At 62.8% G+C, this 18,329-nt stretch carries 18 protein-coding genes; 8 read left to right on the top strand and 10 right to left on the bottom strand.

All coding sequences use genetic code 11. The features are described 5' to 3' along the window. Positions 1-109: 109 nt before the first annotated feature. The gene (gene rssC, locus RAM80_RS27080) at positions 110-592 is read right to left on the bottom strand and encodes an anti-sigma factor antagonist RssC (RefSeq protein WP_416423451.1); all 483 of its coding nucleotides are present in this window, start codon (positions 590-592) and stop codon (positions 110-112) included. Continuing rightward, positions 589-1,773 (bottom strand): two-component system response regulator RssB, encoded by a 1,185-nt coding sequence (gene rssB / locus RAM80_RS27075; RefSeq protein WP_416423450.1) that lies wholly within the window; start codon positions 1,771-1,773, stop codon positions 589-591. Before rssB ends, rssC begins: the two co-directional genes overlap by 4 nt. Positions 1,774-2,042: 269 nt before the next feature. Between rssB and RAM80_RS27070 the strand changes: the two genes are divergently transcribed. Beyond that, the gene (locus tag RAM80_RS27070; RefSeq protein WP_416423449.1) at positions 2,043-2,342 is read left to right on the top strand and encodes a PilZ domain-containing protein; all 300 of its coding nucleotides are present in this window, start codon (positions 2,043-2,045) and stop codon (positions 2,340-2,342) included. A gap of 50 nt (positions 2,343-2,392) precedes the next feature. Here RAM80_RS27070 and RAM80_RS27065 read toward each other — a convergent pair whose 3' ends face one another. Then, entirely contained in the window at positions 2,393-3,094 is a 702-nt protein-coding gene (locus RAM80_RS27065; protein ID WP_416423448.1) for a VacJ family lipoprotein, read from the bottom strand. Positions 3,095-3,291: 197 nt separating this feature from the next. Here RAM80_RS27065 and RAM80_RS27060 point away from each other — a divergent pair, with 197 nt between their 5' ends. Together RAM80_RS27060 and RAM80_RS27055 are read left to right on the top strand one after the other, a co-directional pair. Beyond that, positions 3,292-3,879: a phosphonoacetaldehyde phosphonohydrolase-related protein gene (locus RAM80_RS27060; protein WP_416423447.1), complete on the top strand. Its 588-nt coding sequence runs from the start codon at positions 3,292-3,294 to the stop codon at positions 3,877-3,879. A 122-nt stretch (positions 3,880-4,001) separates the two neighbouring features. After that, on the top strand, positions 4,002-4,265 hold the full coding sequence (locus RAM80_RS27055) for a DUF4404 family protein (protein WP_416423446.1): 264 nt from the start codon (positions 4,002-4,004) through the stop codon (positions 4,263-4,265). Positions 4,266-4,373: 108 nt separating this feature from the next. Here the strand turns inward: RAM80_RS27055 and queF are convergent, their stop codons facing one another. The 4 genes from queF to RAM80_RS27035 all read right to left on the bottom strand — a co-directional run bounded on the left by queF (position 4,374) and on the right by RAM80_RS27035 (position 8,581). Next, positions 4,374-5,204: an NADPH-dependent 7-cyano-7-deazaguanine reductase QueF gene (queF, locus tag RAM80_RS27050; protein ID WP_416423445.1), complete on the bottom strand. Its 831-nt coding sequence runs from the start codon at positions 5,202-5,204 to the stop codon at positions 4,374-4,376. Between the two features lie 133 nt (positions 5,205-5,337). Then, a complete protein-coding gene (locus RAM80_RS27045) occupies positions 5,338-6,582 on the bottom strand; it encodes a lipoprotein-releasing ABC transporter permease subunit (protein WP_416423444.1) in 1,245 nt (414 codons plus the stop codon). 60 nt (positions 6,583-6,642) lie between these two features. After that, positions 6,643-7,326 (bottom strand): lipoprotein-releasing ABC transporter ATP-binding protein LolD, encoded by a 684-nt coding sequence (gene lolD, locus RAM80_RS27040; RefSeq protein ID WP_416423443.1) that lies wholly within the window; start codon positions 7,324-7,326, stop codon positions 6,643-6,645. A gap of 7 nt (positions 7,327-7,333) precedes the next feature. Beyond that, positions 7,334-8,581, bottom strand: a complete 1,248-nt coding sequence (locus tag RAM80_RS27035) for a lipoprotein-releasing ABC transporter permease subunit (RefSeq protein WP_416423442.1) — start codon at positions 8,579-8,581, stop codon at positions 7,334-7,336. Positions 8,582-8,675: 94 nt separating this feature from the next. Here RAM80_RS27035 and RAM80_RS27030 point away from each other — a divergent pair, with 94 nt between their 5' ends. Together RAM80_RS27030 and RAM80_RS27025 are read left to right on the top strand one after the other, a co-directional pair. After that, a complete protein-coding gene (locus RAM80_RS27030) occupies positions 8,676-9,263 on the top strand; it encodes a PilZ domain-containing protein (protein ID WP_416423441.1) in 588 nt (195 codons plus the stop codon). Positions 9,264-9,307: 44 nt separating this feature from the next. Further along, positions 9,308-10,030 (top strand): glycerophosphodiester phosphodiesterase, encoded by a 723-nt coding sequence (locus tag RAM80_RS27025; RefSeq protein WP_416423440.1) that lies wholly within the window; start codon positions 9,308-9,310, stop codon positions 10,028-10,030. A gap of 42 nt (positions 10,031-10,072) precedes the next feature. On the opposite strand, the gene sthA is transcribed toward RAM80_RS27025, so the two are convergent. Continuing rightward, on the bottom strand, positions 10,073-11,467 hold the full coding sequence (sthA, locus tag RAM80_RS27020; protein ID WP_416423439.1) for a Si-specific NAD(P)(+) transhydrogenase: 1,395 nt from the start codon (positions 11,465-11,467) through the stop codon (positions 10,073-10,075). Between the two features lie 153 nt (positions 11,468-11,620). Further along, entirely contained in the window at positions 11,621-12,643 is a 1,023-nt protein-coding gene (locus tag RAM80_RS27015) for an FAD:protein FMN transferase (protein WP_416423438.1), read from the bottom strand. Here RAM80_RS27015 and RAM80_RS27010 point away from each other — a divergent pair. From RAM80_RS27010 to RAM80_RS27000, 3 genes are all read left to right on the top strand, one after another. Continuing rightward, the gene (locus RAM80_RS27010) at positions 12,638-13,261 is read left to right on the top strand and encodes a chalcone isomerase family protein (RefSeq protein WP_416423437.1); all 624 of its coding nucleotides are present in this window, start codon (positions 12,638-12,640) and stop codon (positions 13,259-13,261) included. The genes RAM80_RS27015 and RAM80_RS27010 overlap by 6 nt on opposite strands. A 159-nt stretch (positions 13,262-13,420) precedes the next feature. Continuing rightward, positions 13,421-14,710 (top strand): MFS transporter, encoded by a 1,290-nt coding sequence (locus RAM80_RS27005; RefSeq protein ID WP_416423436.1) that lies wholly within the window; start codon positions 13,421-13,423, stop codon positions 14,708-14,710. Positions 14,711-14,980: 270 nt separating this feature from the next. Then, positions 14,981-16,122, top strand: a protein-coding gene (locus tag RAM80_RS27000) for an IS3 family transposase (RefSeq protein ID WP_416422999.1) whose coding sequence is annotated in 2 segments (ribosomal slippage) — positions 14,981-15,230 and positions 15,230-16,122 — 1,143 coding nt in all. Because the reading frame shifts where the segments join, the coding sequence is not laid out codon by codon here. Between the two features lie 617 nt (positions 16,123-16,739). On the opposite strand, the gene RAM80_RS26995 is transcribed toward RAM80_RS27000, so the two are convergent. After that, positions 16,740-18,203: a glyceraldehyde-3-phosphate dehydrogenase gene (locus tag RAM80_RS26995; RefSeq protein WP_416423435.1), complete on the bottom strand. Its 1,464-nt coding sequence runs from the start codon at positions 18,201-18,203 to the stop codon at positions 16,740-16,742. Positions 18,204-18,329 lie beyond the last annotated feature (126 nt).

Raw genomic sequence — 18,329 nt, 5'->3', positions numbered from 1 at the left:
TGAAAAAGGGCGACTCCCATGGGAGTCGCCCTTTTTTGTGCCTGGCCTGGCGGAAGAGTTGCGGTGGCCGCATCGCGAGCAAGCTCGGCTCCTACAAAAGCGAGCCGGGTCAGCTGCGTTCGAGGGCGCTGACCAGGTCGTGGAACGCCTCGCGGTTGGAGTCGTTCAGGCCCATGAGGATCTTGTGCGCCTCCAGCACCTTGGTGCGCACGATGTCTTCGGACTGGTCCTGGGACGGCAGGTCGGTCAGGCACTCGGGGCACGGGATCGGCCGGCCGACGATGTTGAACACCTGGTCGAAGCCCATGGATTGCAGCAGGCGCGTAATGTCCTCGTGGGTCGTGACCACGGTGGGCAGCAAGCCAACCTTCTGCCGCGACAGGATCGACAGCTTGGCCAACAGGCCCAGCGTGGTGCTGTCAATGCTGCGCGTCTCGGTGAGATCGATGACGATCGCCGAGAAGTTCAGGGCAGTGAAGATCTTCTCAATAGTCGCATCCAGCGCCGAACACAGGGTCAGGCGCACTTCACCAACAAATTTCAGCACGAAAGTGCCATTTTGTTCAGCGAACTGGATTCTACCAGTACTCATTCTAGGTTCCTGCTTAGCACCATCAGGGCGATATCATCCGGCATCTCCCCAAGCGTGGCCAATCCAAACTTGCGCCGCAGGCCATCCAGGCCGCCGCCGACTTCCTTGACGATTTCCGGCAAGGCAGCCTCTTTATCTTTGAGTGTTTCGCCGGGCAAAAGGTCCAGAATGCCATCAGAGAACAAGGTCAAGCTGAAGCTCTCCGGCAATTCCAGCACGTGGTCAGTGTAGGTGGCTTCGTTGAACAGCCCCACCGGCAAGCCACGTCCTTCCAGGTAACGCACCTGGCCCTGGCTGAAGAACACCGGCAGCGGCAAGTGCCCGCCGATACTGTAGGTCAGCAGACCTGTGTCTTCGTCGATCACCCCGCCCACCATGGTCACATGCTTGCCCAGCTTGCAGTTGATCAGCCCGCGGTTGATGTGGCCCAGCACTTCCGACGGCTTGAACTCCGGCAGCGTGCCATTGCGCTTGAATTCGAACATCAGGCGCGTGGTCATGAATTTCAACAGCACGGTCACGAAGGCCGAGGAGGCACCATGCCCGGAAACGTCAGCCAGATAGAATGCCACTCTACGCTCATCAACGCGAAAACAGTCGACGAAATCACCTGAAAGGTACAAAGAGGGGATTATCTGGTGCTCGAAGGTGAAGCCGTCGACCACCCACGGGCTCTCGGGCAGCATGTTCATCTGCACCTGGCGCCCGGCGTTCTGGTCCTCCTGCAACAGGTGCAGGCTGGCTTCCAGTTCGCGGTTGGCGGTTTCCAGCTTTTCGCGATAACGCTGGTTTTCCTTCAGCAACCAGGCACGGTCGAGCGCCCGGCGCACCGAGTGCTCGAGCACCGCCAGGTCTTCGAGGGGCTTGATCAGGTAGTCGGACGCACCCAGGCGCAAGGCCTCGACGGCGTCGTTCATGACCCCGGCACCGGACAGCACGATCACCGGCATGTCCGGCGCGCGCTCGGTGACCTGGCGGATCAGCTCAAGGCCGCCGACCTGCGGCATGCGCAAGTCGCAGATCACGAGATCGGGCTGTTCCTGCTCGAATACCTGAAGTCCCTCCAGGCCGTTGCAGGCCTGCAGGACGCTGAAACCACTGTCTTCCAGGTAGGCGGCGAGACTCGCACGCACTACGTCGTCATCATCGATTATCAGCAGCGTGGCACTGGTTTTCTGCATGTGGGCAAACGGCGCCAGAAATTGGTTGGCGTAAGGTACTCGGCCGGGCCTGAGCTCGCTTACTGGATTCACTTCTAGCCTCTCTTGGCAGTGGTTGCAAGGCCAAAGCCTGCCACACTGAACCAGAGGTGCCCTCTAAGGCGCAGACGGTACTCCCATCCGCCGGGTGTTTCAAGCGTGTGCCGATGGTCGCTTGCTGTCTTTACAGCGCAAATCACCGGGGGTTATAAAAACCTATCCGCAAGCAACCTAATGGAAGGATGCAGCCCATGTCCCAAGCCGAGCGCGACTTCGCCGAAAAACGTGATTTCATCCGCATGACGATCAACGCCAAGGTGTTTCTCATCGTCGACGGCCAGCGCGTGCTGGGCGTGTGCCGCGACCTGTCCAGCACCGGCATGCAGATCGAGGCGCGCAGCGCGTTGCGGGTGGGTGACGTGGTGGGCGTGCACCTGCCCTCCGAGCACGCGGCGCTGCGCGACCTCGACGCCCAGGCGGAGGTGGTGCGCATCGAGGAACTGGGCGCCGGCTTGCAGACCATCGGCCTGAGCATCGTGGAGATGCGCTGAGCAACAAAAAGGCGACCACACGGGTCGCCTTTTTTTCATGCCGCGGTGAATCAGAAATCGTCGACGACGTGGCCGTCCTTGATCTTGTATTCGCGCGTCTGCAGGTAGGCGTTGCGGATGAAGATGTACTTGTCGCCGTTGATCATCTTCTCGGCCTGCAGCAGCTGGGCGCGGGTGTCGACGATGCTCAGGGCGAACAGGCTGTTGCGCAGCGACATGTCGTCCATGTAGCGGTACGGCTGGGTGAAGCTGTCCGGGTACTTGGCGATGCCGTCACGCACGGTGCTCGGGCCCAGCAGCGGGATCATCACGTACGGGCCGCTCGGCACGCCCCACTTGCCCAGGGTGATGCCGAAGTCCTGGTCGTTGCGCTGCAGGCCCATGCGGGTACCCACGTCGAACAGGCCGGCGACGCCCAGGGTGGTGTTGAGCAGCAGGCGCGCGGTGTCGACGCCGGCGGCCTGGGGGTTGGCCTGCAGCACGTCGTTGGCGAAGTTGCCGACGTCACCGATGTTGTTGAAGAAGTTGTGCACGCCATCCTGCATGAACTGCGGCGTGATCCACTGGTAGCCCTTGGCGATCGGCTTCAGCGCGTAGGTATCCAACGTGTCGTTGAAGCGGAAAATGACGCGGTTGGCCCCTTCCCATGGGTCTTCATCGGCGGCCTGGGCCACAACCGGGGCCAGGACTACGCCGGCGATCAGGCAGGCCTTGGCCAGACGATCGATCACACCCGTACCGATCAAGCGCATAGATGTTACTCCTTGGATTCGATTCACGCCCCCGCTGCGGGGCCGCATTACAAAGTGACACAGTATAAGGCTTCTGGACCAACTGCGTCAGTTTAGTCGCAAGGTGGGCATTCTCCGACCAAAGTAGCGTCACGCCGGATTCATACAACTGTCACGCATTCCCCGTAGCCTTCATCGGTCCAAACAGGGAAGCCGACATGCCTGACACCGCACCCTGCGTCCCCACTTTCACCGCGCTGCTGTTCGGCCTGAGCGGCTGCCTGGTGGATTTCGGCGCACGCACCGAACCCGACGCCGGCCCGACCCCCGGCGCCCTGCAAGCGTTGAAACTGCTGCGTCACCAGGGCGTGCCCTGCGCGTGGCTGGATGAACTGGACGACACCCTCGCCCTGCCCCTGGCCGCACCGCTGCCGCGCTGGGTAAAAGCCGTCGGCGTGCCCGATGGCAACCCCTGGCCCGCCCCCGATGCCTGCTGGCAGGCACTGATGCACTTGAACGTCTCGCGCCTGGACGGCTGCGTGCTGGTCAGCGGCAACCCGCGGCTGTTGCAGTCGGGGCTCAACGCCGGGCTGTGGACCGTGGGCCTGGCGTCGTGCGGGCCGCTGTGCGGGCTGTCCGTCGAGCAATGGGGCGAACTGGAAGCGCGCGAGCGCGACCTGCTGCGCGGCAAGGCCACGCTGAAGCTGTTCGCCCTGGGGGTGCACTCGGTGATCGACCACCTGGAAGAGCTGGAAGCCTGCCTGGCCGACATCGCCCTGCGTCGCTACAAGGGTGAAAAACCCTGATACGACTGCATTGATCAGGATCATGCAGGGAACGCGGTGGTGGATTAATCTAAAGGTCAGTCATGGACCTTTGGCACCGCGCCGCGGTCAATGGCTGTGCCTATCATTGAAGGGAGATCGCCATGCCTGCCCGCGAACTGCAAGAGCAATTGAACACATTGCGCGAGCAATTGGAGCAGAACCCGCCGCTTAACGAAGAGGAGCGTGCCAACCTGCACGACCTGATGGCCCAGATCGAGGCCGAGCTGCAACTGGAAACCGCCACCAACAACCCCAACCTCGCCGACGGCGTGAACCTGGCCGTGGAACGGTTCGAAGTGGAGCACCCGGGGCTTGCCGGGACGCTGCGCAACATCGTCCAGACCCTGGGTGGCATGGGGATCTGACCCAGCCCCGTAGCCGCTGCCGCCAGGCTGCGCTGGACCGATGCCTCGCTGAAGAACTTCAGGGTCCACACCGGCCAGCGCAGCCTACGGCAGCGGCTACAGAATCCGTTACTGGCGCACCAACCGTGCGTTTTCCAGGGTGACCGCCGAGGTGCTGCGGTACGGGTTGATGTCCAGCCCGCCGCGGCGCACGTAGCGCGCGTACACCGTCAGCTCCTGCGGGTCCAGCAGGCGCTTCAAGTCCATGAAGATGCGCTCCACGCACTGCTCGTGGAAGTCCGAGTGCTGGCGGAAGCTCACCAGGTACGCCAGGAAGCTGGCGTGGTCCAGGGCCGGGCCGCGGTAGTGCACGGCCACGCTACCCCAGTCGGGCTGGCTGGTGACCGGGCAGTTGGACTTCAACAGATGGCTGTGCAGGCTCTCCTCCACCACGCGCGACGGGTCGCAGCGCAGCAGCTCGGGCTGCGGGTGCTCGTAGCTGGAAATGCTCACGTCCAGGTCGTCGACGCACACGCCCGGCAAGGCCACCACGCCTTCGGCCTGCACCTCGGCCAACGAACGCACGCGCACGCCTACCGGCTTGCCAGCAGCAGCAGACAGGTCCTTGACCAGGCAGGCTTCCAGCGCCTGCACGCTGTCGAACGGGGTCTGGTTCAGGGAGTTGAGGTAGAGCTTGAACGACTTCGACTCGATGATGTTCGGCGAGTCGGCCGGGATGCTGAATTCACCGATGGCCACCACCGGCTTGCCCGATGGCAGCAGCCACGACAGTTCGAAGCAGTTCCAGAAGTCGACGCCCTGGTACGGCAGGGTCTCGGCGCTCAGGCCCAGCTCGGCCCATTTGGCCGCGCGCGGGATGGGGAACAGCAGGGATGGCGTGTAGGTGGAGATGTATTCGCTGGACTTGCCCAACGGCGAATGTTCGGCTGCGGGATGCATGTTGGAAACCTGGACGTGAGTAAACCCGCCCAGTTTACCACGCACTTTGCGTGCCCAGTGGTTGCATTCGACGCGGCCCGTGGCCGCTGCTACAGGGCCAGTCGTAGCAGCGGCCGCACGCCGCGTCAGGGGGTCACTCGTAACGCAACGCGTAGGCCGGTTCGATCTGCGCAGCGCGCCAGGCCGGGTACACGGTGGCCAGGAAGCTGAGGATCAGGCCGGCACTGCAGATCATGATCACGTCGCCCGCCTGCAGGTCCGACGGCAGGTTGCTGATGAAGTACACGTCCGAGGTGAAGATGTGCTGGCCGGTGGTGCGTTCCAGCCAGCCCACCACGGCGCTGACGTTGATGGCGGCGATAACCCCCAGCACGCCGCCGATCAGGGTGCCAACCACGCCGATCACCGTGCCCTGGACCATGAAGATGCCCATGATCTGCCGCGGCGTGGCGCCGATGGTACGCAGGATGGCGATGTCGGCGCCCTTGTCGTTCACCACCATGATCAGCGTGGCGATGATATTGAACGCGGCGACCGCGACGATCATCAGCAGCAACAGGCCGATCATGGTCTTTTCCATCTTCATGGCGCTGAACAGGCTGCCCTGGGTGTGGGTCCAGTCGTCGGCCTTATAGCCCTCACCCAGGCTGGCGGCGATGGCCTTGGACACCTGGGGCGCCATGTACAGGTCCTTGAGCTTGAGCCGCACGCTCTGTACCTGGTTGGGCTGCCAGTGCTGGATCTGCGCGGCGTCGGCCATGTGGATCAGGGCCATGGAGCCATCCAGCTCGGCGCCCACCTTGAACACGCCCACCACGTTCAGGCGCTGCAGGCGTGGGGTGATGCCACCCGGTTCGCCGCTGAGCTCCGGCACGATCAGGGTGATCTTGTCACCCACGTTGAGGCCGAAGCGGCGCGCGGTGATGTCGCCGATGACCACGCCGAACTCGCCCGGCTTGAGGTCCTGCAGCGCGCCCTTGGTGATGTGGTCGGCAACGATCGAGACCTTGCCTTCCTGGGCCGGGTCGACGCCGCTGACCTGGATCGGCTGCATGTAGCCCTTGTAGGACAGCATGCCGTCCATGTCGGTGAACGGCACCGCGGCCAGCACCTCGGGGTTCTTCAAGGCGGCGGCGGCCACCGGCTGCCAGTCGTCCAGGGGCTTGGCGCCGAGGATTGTCGCGTGGGGCACCATGCCGAGGATGCGCGAACTCATTTCCTTCTGGAAACCGTTCATCACCGACAGCACCACGATCATCGCCAGCACGCCAAGGGCCAGGCCGATCATCGAGGTCATGGAAATGAACGAGATGAAATGGTTGCGGCGCTTGGCCCGAGTGTAGCGCGCACCGACGAAGATGGATAAGGGTCTGAACATACGTCAAGGCACCTGGAAAAAGGGTTGGAGCAACGCCCGGGCGAACCCGGGCGCAAGGGCTTAGATCGGGACCAGACGGCCCTCTTCCAGGCGCAGCACACGGTCCATCTGCCGGGCCAGGTTGAGGTCGTGGGTCACCACCAGGAAGGCGGTGCGCAACGACACGCTCAACTCCAGCATCAGGTCCTGGATACCCTGGGCGGTGTGCTGGTCGAGGTTACCGGTGGGCTCGTCGAGCATCACCAACCCAGGTTTGTTCACCAGCGCACGGGCGATGGCCACCCGCTGGCGCTCGCCGCCCGACAGCTCGGCCGGCTTGTGCGACAGCCGGTGGCCCAGGCCTACGCGCTCAAGCAGCGCGGTAGCACGCTGTTTGGCTTCTGGAATGGGCGTCTTGCCGATCAGCAGCGGCATGCACACGTTCTCCAGGGCGGTGAACTCGGGCAGCAGGTGGTGGAACTGGTAGACGAAGCCCAGCGCGCGGTTGCGCAGCAGGCCGCGGGCCTTCTCGTTCAGCGCCGACAGCTGCTCGCCGGCCAGCCAGACGCTGCCGGTGCTGGGCGTGTCGAGGCCGCCGAGCATGTTCAGCAGGGTGCTCTTGCCCGAGCCCGACTGGCCGACGATGGCCACGCGCTCGCCGGCGAACAGCTCCAGCTGCAGGTTCGACAACACTACCACCGACTCCGGGCCTTCCTCGTAGGATTTGCCCAGGTTGCGGCAACTCAGCACTGCTTTATCACTCATGCCCAACTCACTCATAACGTAGCGCCTCTGCCGGCTGGGTGCGCGCTGCACGCCACGCCGGGTACAGGGTCGCGAGGAAACTCAGGACCAGTGCCGCACCGCAGACCATGAACACGTCATTGGCCATCAGCTGCGACGGCAGGTAATCGATGAAATAGACGTCGGGGTTGAGGAACTTGTGCCCGATGACCTTTTCCAGCAGCGCGATGGCGCCGCTGACGTTGACGGCCGCGAGCATGCCCAGCCCGGCACCGATCAGGGTGCCGACGACGCCGATGACGGTGCCCTGCACCATGAAGATACGCATGATCTGACCGGGCGTGGAGCCCAGGGTGCGCAGGATGGCAATGTCGCCGCGCTTGTCGTTCACCACCATCACCAGGGTGGAGATGATGTTGAACGCCGCCACCGCAACGATCAGCAACAGCAGCAGGCCGATCATGGATTTCTCCATGCCGATGGCCTGGTACAGGTTGCCGTGGGTGCGCGTCCAGTCACGGGCGTAGTACTCGTCGCCCAGGCCCTGGGCGATCTGCCAGGAGATGCGCGGCGCCTGGAACAGGTCGGCGAACTTCAGCCGCACGCCCTGCACCTGGCCCGGCTGCCAGCGGTGCAGGCGCGCCAGGTCGTCGAGGTTGGTCAGGCCCAGGTAACCGTCGATCTCGCCGGCGCCCACGTGGAAGGTGCCGGTGACGGTGAAGCGCTTCATGCGCGGGAACATGCCGGCCGGGGTGATGCTGACTTCCGGGGTAACGAAGGTGACCTTGTCGCCCACCTTCACGCCCAGCTTGTTGGCCGCGTTGTCGCCCAGCATGATGCCGAACTCGCCGGCCTTCAGGTCGTCGAGGCTGCCCTGCTTGATGAACTGGTCAAGGATGGTGACCTTGCGCTCCTCCGCCGGGTCGACGCCATTGAGCAGCATCTTCTGGACCTTGCCGTCATTGGTCATCAGGCCCTGCATCTGGGTGTAGGGGGCTACCTCCAGCACCGCGGGATTCTGCTTTACTTTACTGGCAAGGGCCTGCCAGTCATCAATGGGCTTGCTGGACTCGATGGTCGCGTGGGGCACCATGCCGAGCACGCGGGTGCGCATTTCATGATCGAAGCCGTTCATCACCGAGAGCACCACGATCATCACGATCACGCCAAGGGCGAGTCCGATCATCGAGGTCAGGGAAATGAATGACACAAAATGATTGCGACGCTTGGCGCGGGTGTAACGCGCGCCGATGAAAACGAAGAGAGGTCTGAACATGTCGGGGCTTGTTCGAATGAAAGAGGAACGTCCTTGTGGCGGGGCTTGACGAGCAGCTTTACACTCAGACCACCGCCGCTACCATGGGTTCGCCATGTCGACATTAGATGAAGAAGATCGCCGCGAATACTACCGTATCGACGATAGGATCGCACTGGAAATTCAACCACTTTCAGCTGCCGACGCCGCTGGCACGGACTTGTTGCAAGATGCTTCGCCGCTGTTCAACCTGCTCAGCGAACTGCACCTCAGCGAATTCGAGTCCCAGCACCTCCTGCGCCAACTCAGCGACAGCGACCGCACCCTGGGCAATTTCCTCAAGGCCCAGAATAAGCGCATCGACCTGCTCAGCCAGGTGGTGGCGCAAACCATCCTGGGGCACATCGGCGAGCCACGGCCGGTGGTGTTGTCCGAGGGTGGCGTGGAATTCCGCCAGGCCGAGGCCATTGCCCCGGGCAGCCGCGTGTCGGTGAAAATGGCGCTGATGCCCCAGGCCTTGGGCCTGCTGCTGCGTGCCAAGGTCACCCACTGCGACGCCAAGCCCGACGGCCAGTTCGAGATTGGCACCGAGTTCGATGACATCAGTGACGCCCAGCGCCAGTTGCTGGCCCGTTACATCCTGCAAAAGCAAGCGGCCGAACGGCGCCGCGAACGTGAACAAAACGATTCCCCGGGTGCCTGAGTTTCAGCCCTCCTCCGACTTCTGCATTTTTTGAAGGAACAGACGTGACCCTTATTTATGGCCACCGCGGCGCCAAAGGCGAAGCACCGGAAAACACCCTCACCAGTTTCCAGGAATGCCTCAAGCACGGCGTGCGCCGTTGCGAACTGGACCTGCATCTGTCCCGCGACGGCGAGTTGATGGTCATTCACGACCCGACCCTGAAGCGCACCACCGACCGCCGCGGCAAGGTGGTGGAGCACGACGCCGCGGAGCTGGTGACCTACGACGCGCGCAAGGGCGGCCCGGGCTGGGTGCAGCCCTGCCCCATCCCGCGCCTGGAAGACCTGTTCAAGGCGTGCGATTTCGAGCACTGGCAGCTGGAGGTCAAGAGTGCCTCGCGCACCCGCGCCGCCACCACGGTGCTGGCAATTCGCGAGCTGGCCCAGGAATACGGGATGCTGGACAAGGTGACCATCACCTCGAGCTCCCGGGAAGTGCTGCGCGCCGCTGCCGAGCTGACCCCGGACCTGGCCCGTGGCCTGGTGGCCGAATACGCCTGGCTGGACCCGTTGAAGGTGGCCCAGAACTACGGCTGCAATCTATTGGCACTGAACTGGACGCACTGCACCCCCGAGCGCCTGATCAAGGCCCAGCGCCAGGGGTTGCATGTGTCGGTGTGGACGGTCAACGAGCCGGCACTGATGCGCCGGCTCGCCGACTTCGGCGTTGACAGCCTGATTACAGACTTTCCCGGTTTGGCCACCGCCACGCTCGGGAATCGCTGAAATCGGTATCCCCGGCCGGCTCAGGCCACCGGCCGGAGCCGCTCAAAAAAGCCGGTTCAGGCCGTCATAGGCCGCTACCCGATAGGCTTCGGCCATGGTCGGGTAGTTGAAGGTGGTGTTGACGAAATACTTCAGGGTATTGAGTTCGCCCGGCTGGTTCATGATGGCCTGGCCGATGTGCACGATCTCCGACGCCTGGTCGCCGAAGCAATGCACGCCGAGGATCTCCAGCGACTCGCGGTGGAACAGGATCTTCAGCATGCCCACCGGCTCGCCGGAGATCTGCGCGCGGGCCATGCCCTTGAAGAACGCCTTGCCCACCTCGTACGGCACCTTGGCCTGGGTCAGCTCGGCCTCGGTCTTGCCGATGGAGCTGATCTCGGGAATGGTGTAGATGCCGGTCGGCACGTCGTTGACGTAGCGCCAGCTGCCATTGTCCACCACGCTGCCGGCGGCCGAACGGCCCTGGTCATAGGCGGCACTGGCCAGGCTCGGCCAGCCGATCACGTCGCCGGCGCCATAAATGGTCGGCACGCTGGTGCGGTAGGCTTCGTCGACGGTGATCTGGCCACGGCCGTTGACCTTGATGCCGATGTTCTCCAGGCCCAGCTTGTCGGTGTTGCCGGTACGGCCGTTGCACCACAGCAAGGCGTCGGCCTTGATCTTCTTGCCGGACTTGAGGTGCAGCACCACGCCGTTGTCCAGGCCTTCGACGCGCTCGTACTCTTCGTTATGGCGGACCATGACGTTGTTGTTGCTGAAGTGGTAGCTCAGGCCCTGGGAAATTTCCGAGTCCAGGAAGCTCAGCAGTTGCTCGCGGTTGTCCACCAGCTCCACCAGCACGCCCAGGCCGCTGAAGATCGACGCGTATTCGCAGCCGATGACCCCGGCGCCGTAGATGATCAGTTTGCGCGGGGTGTGGGTGAGGCTCAGGATGGTGTCGCTGTCATAGATGCGCGAGTGGTGGAAGTCGATGTCGGCCGGGCGATACGGGCGCGAGCCGGTGGCGATGATGATCTGCTTGGCCACCAGTTTTTCCTGGGCGCCGTTGGCACAGATCACTTCCACGGTCTGCTCGTCGGAGAAGCTGCCGGTGCCGAAGAACACGTCGACGCGGTTGCGCGAATAGTAGGTGGTGCGCGAGGCAACCTGCTTGGCGATGACCTGCTCGGCGCTTTTCAGCACATCCGGGAACGAGAACCAGCGCGGCTCGCCAATGGCCCGGAACATGGGGTTGGTGTTGAACTGGATGATCTGCTTGACCGAGTGACGCAGGGCCTTGGACGGGATGGTGCCCAAGTGGGTGCAGTTGCCGCCGACCTGGCGGCGGCTGTCGACCATCGCCACCTTGCGCCCCGCCTTGGCGGCGTTCATTGCCGCGCCTTCACCCGCGGGCCCGGAACCCAGCACCACTACATCATAGTTGTAGACAGCCATGCGTACTCCTTCAGAACAGGCCGAGGCACCAGTCTGGTACCTCCGGCTCAACATGCCGCCAGCGCGGCATCGAAAACTCGGGGATGCAGTCTATAGAAGCGGAATTGCCGCGAACATTAACCCTTGGTCGCGTCAAAGGCTATCACCTGCACGTCAATGATCAACTTTTCCTGCTGCCGCCATCCGTTCGAATGCAGGCGTCGGCCGGCTGGACAGCATCTCGCCATCGCGGCGCACGAACAGCGCGGCGATGTCGTGGCCACTGGCGTAGTCCCAGCCCTGCTCCGGCCCCAGGATCATCAACAGGGTCGACAGGCCATCGGCCGACAACGCCGAAGGATGAATCACCGTGACCGAGGCCAGGGCGTGGGTGATGGGCGCGCCGGTGCGCGCGTCGAGCAGGTGCGAATAACGCCGGTGCTCCTGTACGAAATAGTGGCGGTGCTCGGCCGAAGTGGACACGCCGTAGCCGTCGACGCCCAGCACCTGGCTGGCCTGCTGGTCGTCGGCGCGCGGGGTGGGCACGCTGGCCTGCCAGGCGCTGCCATCGGGCTTGCGCCCCGCCGCTTTCAGCTCGCCCGTGGCCTCGGCCAGGTAGCTGCCGATGCCCAGCGCCTGCAGCCGCGCGCCGATACGCTCCACCGCATAGCCGGCGGCGACGCTGTTGAGGTCGACCTGCACGGCGGCGTCCTTGCACAACTGGTTGCCGCTGATACTCAGGTGGCGGTAGCCCACGCGCTGGCGGGTCAGGGCCAGCACGGCCGGGCGCGGCACCTGTTGCAGGCGGCTGTGCGGACCAAAGCCCCACAGGTTCATCAGCGGCCCCACGGTCTGGTCATAGGCGCCATCGCTGGCACTGGACAGCGACTGGCCGTACTGCACCAGTTCCAGCACCGCCGGCGGCATCACCCGGCAGCTGTCGGCCGGCAAGGCGTTGAAGCGCACCAGTTCGGAGTCGTCGCGGTACAGCGACAGCTGCTGGTCAAGCTCGCCGAGGATGCGCTCCACCTCCGCCTGCACCTGCCCGGGCCGTGGCGTATGGGCGGTGGGCACGTATTGAATGGTGTAGCGACTGCCCATGGTGGGCCCGCTGAAGGACTCCACCGGGTCGCCAGCGCTGCAACCCGCCAGGGTCGTCAGCAGGTTGAGCAGGAGAAAAGGACGGGCAAGGTGCATGGGCAGGCGAATTTTGACTTAACCTTGAGGCAGACATTCGAGGAAGACGCCATTATGCGCCACAAGCCGCTGTTGCTTCTGCTCTTCTTCTGCGCCCTGGCCTGGGGCAACAGCGCCGACCGCCTCAACGAGGCGAATTTCGCCACGCAATGGGGACAGTCGCCGACATTGCAGCGCAAAAACCAGGCGCTGCTCAATTACCTATTCGTCGACGTCTACGCCGCCGCTTTCTATACCGAAGCCGACGTCAGCCCGCAGCAGGCCGTGGACAGCCTGCGCGACCAGCGCCTGGAGCTGTTCTACTTCCACGACATCGGCCGCGACGACGTGATCAAGGCCGCCAACCAGACCCTGCAACGCCAGGCCAGCCCCAACCAGCTGCGGGCGGCCCGGCCGGAAATCGACCGCCTGCACCAGAGTTTTATCGACATCCATGCCGGTGACCGTTATGCCCTCACCTACAACAGCGCATCGGGGCTCACCCTGGAGCGCAACGGCCAGGTCATTTTTATCAGCAAAGACAAGGACTTGGCACGTTTATACCTGAACATCTGGCTGGCCCCCAGGGGCCTTTCTGACAACTTGCGCGAGGCACTTTTGCAGCCTCGGGCATCTTGATCGATCGGCTGAAACGTTACACCTTCCAGGCAGAATCGTTGCCAAGTCCTACACTTATACATATTGTTACAAATTATTTTTCGCAAAACGGCCCCAAAGCCTGCGAAAGGCCGTGCGCTGCGGCCACCAACTACAACAATTTGCAGTGAGTGCACTTCCATGGTCTCGACCACAGGCAAGGGCAAGGCGATTTTTCGCGTTGTCAGCGGCAACTTCCTCGAGATGTTCGACTTCATGGTGTATGGCTTCTACGCCACCGCCATCGCCAAGACCTTCTTCCCCTCCGACAGTGCCTTCGCCTCGCTGATGCTGTCGTTGGCGACGTTCGGCGCCGGCTTCCTCATGCGCCCGCTGGGGGCGATATTCCTCGGCGCCTACATCGACCGCCATGGCCGCCGCCAAGGGCTGATCGTCACCCTGGCAATGATGGCCATGGGCACCGTGCTGATCGCCTGCGTGCCCGGCTACGCCACCCTGGGCGTGGCGGCGCCGCTGCTGGTGCTGCTGGGCCGCTTGCTGCAGGGCTTCTCGGCCGGCGTGGAACTGGGCGGCGTGTCGGTGTACCTGGCGGAAATCGCCACGCCCGGCCGCAAGGGCTTCTTCGTCAGCTGGCAGTCCGCCAGCCAGCAGGCTGCGGTGGTGTTCGCCGGCCTGCTGGGCGTAGCCCTGAACCACTGGCTAAGCCCCGAGCAGATGGGCGACTGGGGCTGGCGCGTGCCGTTCCTGGTGGGCTGCATGATCGTGCCGGCCATCTTCATGATTCGCCGCTCGCTGGAAGAAACCCCGGAGTTCCAGGCCCGCAAGCACCGCCCCAGCCTCAAGGAAGTCGTGCGCTCCATCGGCCAGAACTTCGGCCTGGTACTGGCCGGCATGGCGCTGGTGGTGATGACCACCGTGTCGTTCTACCTGATCACCGCCTACACCCCCACCTTCGGCAAGGCCGAGCTGCACCTGTCCGACTTCGACGCCCTGCTGGTGACCGTGCTGATTGGCCTGTCGAACTTCTTCTGGCTGCCGGTGATGGGCGCGGTGTCCGACCGCATCGGCCGCAAGCCGCTGCTGCTGGCGGCGACCATCCTGGCGATCCTCACGGCCTACCCGGCGCTGAACTGGATGGTGCAGGCGCCCAGCTTTGAACGCCTGCTGATGGTAGAGCTGTGGTTATCGTTCCTGTACGGCAGCTACAACGGCGCCATGGTGGTGGCGCTGACCGAGATCATGCCAGTAGAAGTACGGACCACCGGTTTCTCGCTGGCCTACAGCCTGGCCACCGCCACCTTCGGCGGCTTCACCCCGGCGGCCTGCACCTACTTGATCCATGTGCTGGACAACAAGGCGGCGCCGGGGATCTGGTTGAGTGGTGCGGCGGTGTTGGGGTTGGTGGCGACGTTGGTGTTGTTCCATGGGAACAAGCATGCACTGCGGACAGCTGAGGCTGCTAGGGCGTAAATACAGCCCTATGATCTGCTGTTGAGCCGCCGTTGATCTGCTTGTGATTTGGGTTCTGATCTTGATCTGGCTTTTGATCTTGATTGTATGCCCCGTAAAGCGCCAGGGCCGACTGGAGGCGTCGATCAACGGGCTGCCCGAAGGGCCGAGGCCGCAGGCCGAAGAGACGGTAACCCGCAGGCTTCTATAGCGGGTGCCGTCTGATGTGGCCTAATTATCCCGGACACGCCCAAAGGAGCGGTAATCTACCGCTCAACCAAGAGGTGTTCGATGTCCCGACGTAATTTTTCGACAGAGTTCAGGCAAGAGGCAGCAGCCCTTGTTCTTGATAGTGGCTACACCACTCCAGAAGCCTGCAAAGCCATGGGCGTGGGCCCGACCGCACTGCGTCGGTGGGTGGAACAACTCCGCCAAGAGCGTTTTGGCATCACCCCTGAAACGGCCTCTGCCATGACGCCTGAACAACAGCAAATCCAGGCGCTGCAGGTAAAAATCCGCAAGCTCGAGCTGGAGAAGGAAATCTTAAAAAAGGCTACCGCTCTCTTGATGAACGATTCCCTCGATCGAAGGCTTTGATCGATGCGTTAAGTGAGCGTTTCTCGGTGACTGATTTGTGTCGTGTTTTTGGGATAAGCCGCAGCGGTTATTACGAGCATCTCAAGCGCCGCAATTGCCCCGATCCAGACCGGGAACGGCTGAAAACGTTGGCCACAGGGCTGCACGCCGAAAGTCGAGGCTCCATGGGCGCACGAGTATTGTCTGCGGCGCTCAAGGCCCAGGGCGAACAGGTGGGGCGTTTTTTGGCCGGGCGGTTAATGGCCGAGGCTGATTTGCGGAGCATTCAACGTCGGCCAAACCCTTATCGCCTGGCCACGGTGGAGGCAAAATTTGCACCCAATCTATTGGAGCGCCAGTTCGAAGTGTCGGCGCCCAATCGGGTTTGGTGTGGTGATATCACCTATATCTGGGCGGGGACGCATTGGCTCTATCTGGCGGCTGTCCTCGATCTGTATGCCCGGCGGATCGTGGGTTGGGCCATCTCCAAAAGCCCCGATTCGGCATTGGCGTGCAAGGCATTGGAGCTGGCTTATCAGGCCCGCGGAATGCCCGACAAGGTCATGTTTCATTCGGATCAAGGCTGTCAGTACAGCAGTGAGCTGTTTCGCGACAAGCTTGAAGGATTCGGGATGAGGCAAAGCATGAGCCGGCGTGGAAACTGCTGGGATAATGCACCGATGGAGCGTTTTTTCAGCAGCCTGAAGTCAGAATGGATACCCAAGAAAGGCTACCAGGACGAGGCGAAGGCCAGGCCGGATGTGCTTCGATACGTGATCCATCATTACAACCAGGTCCGGCTTCACAGCCATAACGAGTACCGCACGCCGGTGGAGCATGAAAGGCTGGCGGCGTAGCTCCTAAACAAATGTCCGGGATTGGTTGACCAGATCAGTCTGCCCGTTGAGCGGCGCCGGAAGGAGGGGACCCGTAGCGCAGCGTAGGGCCCAAGCAGGGGCAAGCCCTTTTTGCTTACTTTTTGGGGCGACTGCCAAAAAGTGAGTCGCCGTAAGGGCGAAACGGTCGGTGGCCGCACCACGAAAATGGATATATCCAGAAACGTCATAAGCGGGATCCGACCATCGTGAACATATCCATTTCCTAGGGTGATGCACAATCACCTTTCCGCCCTTACGGCGGCTCACTTTTTGTCAAACGCCACAAAAAGTAAGCAAAAAAGGCTTGCCCCTGCTTGGTCCCTCCGCTTCGCTGCGGGTCCCCTCCCTCCGGCGTCGCCCAAGCGGACGACGGCCCGGAATAGAAGCGCCTCCGGTTCCGTCTTCCCCGGCTACGCCAGGGACCGCTTGGCCAACGCCTCCAGTCGGCCCTGGCGCTTTATGGGGCACACAATCAAAATCAAGGGCCGCACCGGATCAAGATCAAGAGCAGCTCGCGGTGTTTCGACGGTTGCCGTTAACGGCAACAAAAAAGCCCCGGCATCACTGCCGGGGCTTTTTCATTTCCAAGCTAGCGCTTAGCGTGGAAACGCTGGCGGATTCACACCCGCCATGTCTTCCATCACCCGCACTACCTGGCAGCTGTAGCCAAATTCGTTGTCGTACCAGACGTACAGCACAACGCGGTTGTCATTGGCGATAGTCGCCTCGGCGTCCACCACACCGGCGTGGCGCGAGCCGACGAAGTCGGTGGACACCACTTCCTGGGAGTTCACGAAGTCGATCTGCTTGTGCAGGTCCGAGTGCATGGCCATCTGGCGCAGGTACTCGTTGATCTCTTCGCGAGTGGTGGCCTTTTCCAGGTTCAGGTTCAGGATGGCCATCGAGACGTTCGGCGTCGGCACGCGAATGGCGTTGCCGGTCAGCTTGCCGGCCAGCTCAGGCAGGGCCTTGGCAGCAGCGGTGGCGGCGCCGGTCTCGGTGATTACCATGTTCAGCGCGGCGCTGCGGCCACGGCGCGAACCCTTGTGGAAGTTGTCGATCAGGTTCTGGTCGTTGGTGTACGAGTGAACGGTCTCGACGTGGCCGTTGACGATGCCGAACTTGTCGTTGACGGCCTTGAGCACCGGCACGATGGCGTTGGTGGTGCAGGACGCCGCAGAAACGATCTTGTCGTCAGCGGTGATTTCGCCATGGTTGATGCCGTGGACGATGTTCTTCAGCTTGCCCTTGCCCGGTGCGGTCAGCACCACGCGGTCGACACCCGGGCAGGCCAGGTGCTGGCCCAGGCCGTCGGCGTCACGCCATACGCCGGTGTTGTCCACCAGCAGCGCGTCGCTGATGCCGTACTGGGTGTAGTCGACTTCGGACGGGTTCTTCGCGTAGATAACCTGGATCAGGTTGCCGTTGGCGGTGATGGTGCTGTTGGCTTCGTCGATGGTGATGGTGCCGTCGAACGGGCCGTGTACCGAGTCGCGACGCAGCAGGCTGGCGCGCTTGACCAGGTCGTTCTCGGCGCCCTTGCGCACCACAATGGCCCGCAGGCGCAGGCCGTCGCCGCCACCGGTCTTCTCGATCAGGATGCGTGCCAGCAGGCGGCCGATGCGACCGAAGCCGTACAGCACGACGTCCTTGCCCTTGCGTGGGGAAGCGTTCTGCTGGCCGACGATGTCGGCCATTTCTTCACGAACGAACTGCTCGGCAGTACGGCCGTTGCCCTGTTCCTTGAACTTGTTGGCCAGGCGGCCCAGGTCCACCGAGGCGGCGCCCAGTTTCAGCTCGCTCATGGCCTTGAGCAGGGGGAATGTCTCGTGGACAGACAATTCAACTTCGCCGGCCTGGCGGTGACGCGCAAAGCGGTGGGCCTTGAGGATCTGAATGACGGAACGGTTGATCAGGCTGCGGCCATAGATCGAGCTCACCACGTTGTTATTGCGGTAGAGCTGACCGATCAGCGGAATCATCGCCTCGGCGAGCGCTTCACGATCGATCCATTCACCAAGACACTGGTCGGGCTTCTGAGTCACGGGAACCTTCCACATGTAGGGACAGAAAAAAGGGGCTACATTATGACTTCGCGCGCACGCCGGAGCAATGAGCGCCTGTCGACACAGGCTCATAGACCGGGCTTTGCGGCGAAGGTTTCGTTTTCGAGCGGTCGAAACTGA

Origin of the sequence: Pseudomonas sp. App30, from assembly GCF_047947025.1 — a bacterium.
GTDB lineage: Bacteria > Pseudomonadota > Gammaproteobacteria > Pseudomonadales > Pseudomonadaceae > Aquipseudomonas.
The sequence above is the reverse complement of the archived record's forward strand: the minus strand, read 5'-3'. Positions and strand labels throughout refer to the sequence as shown.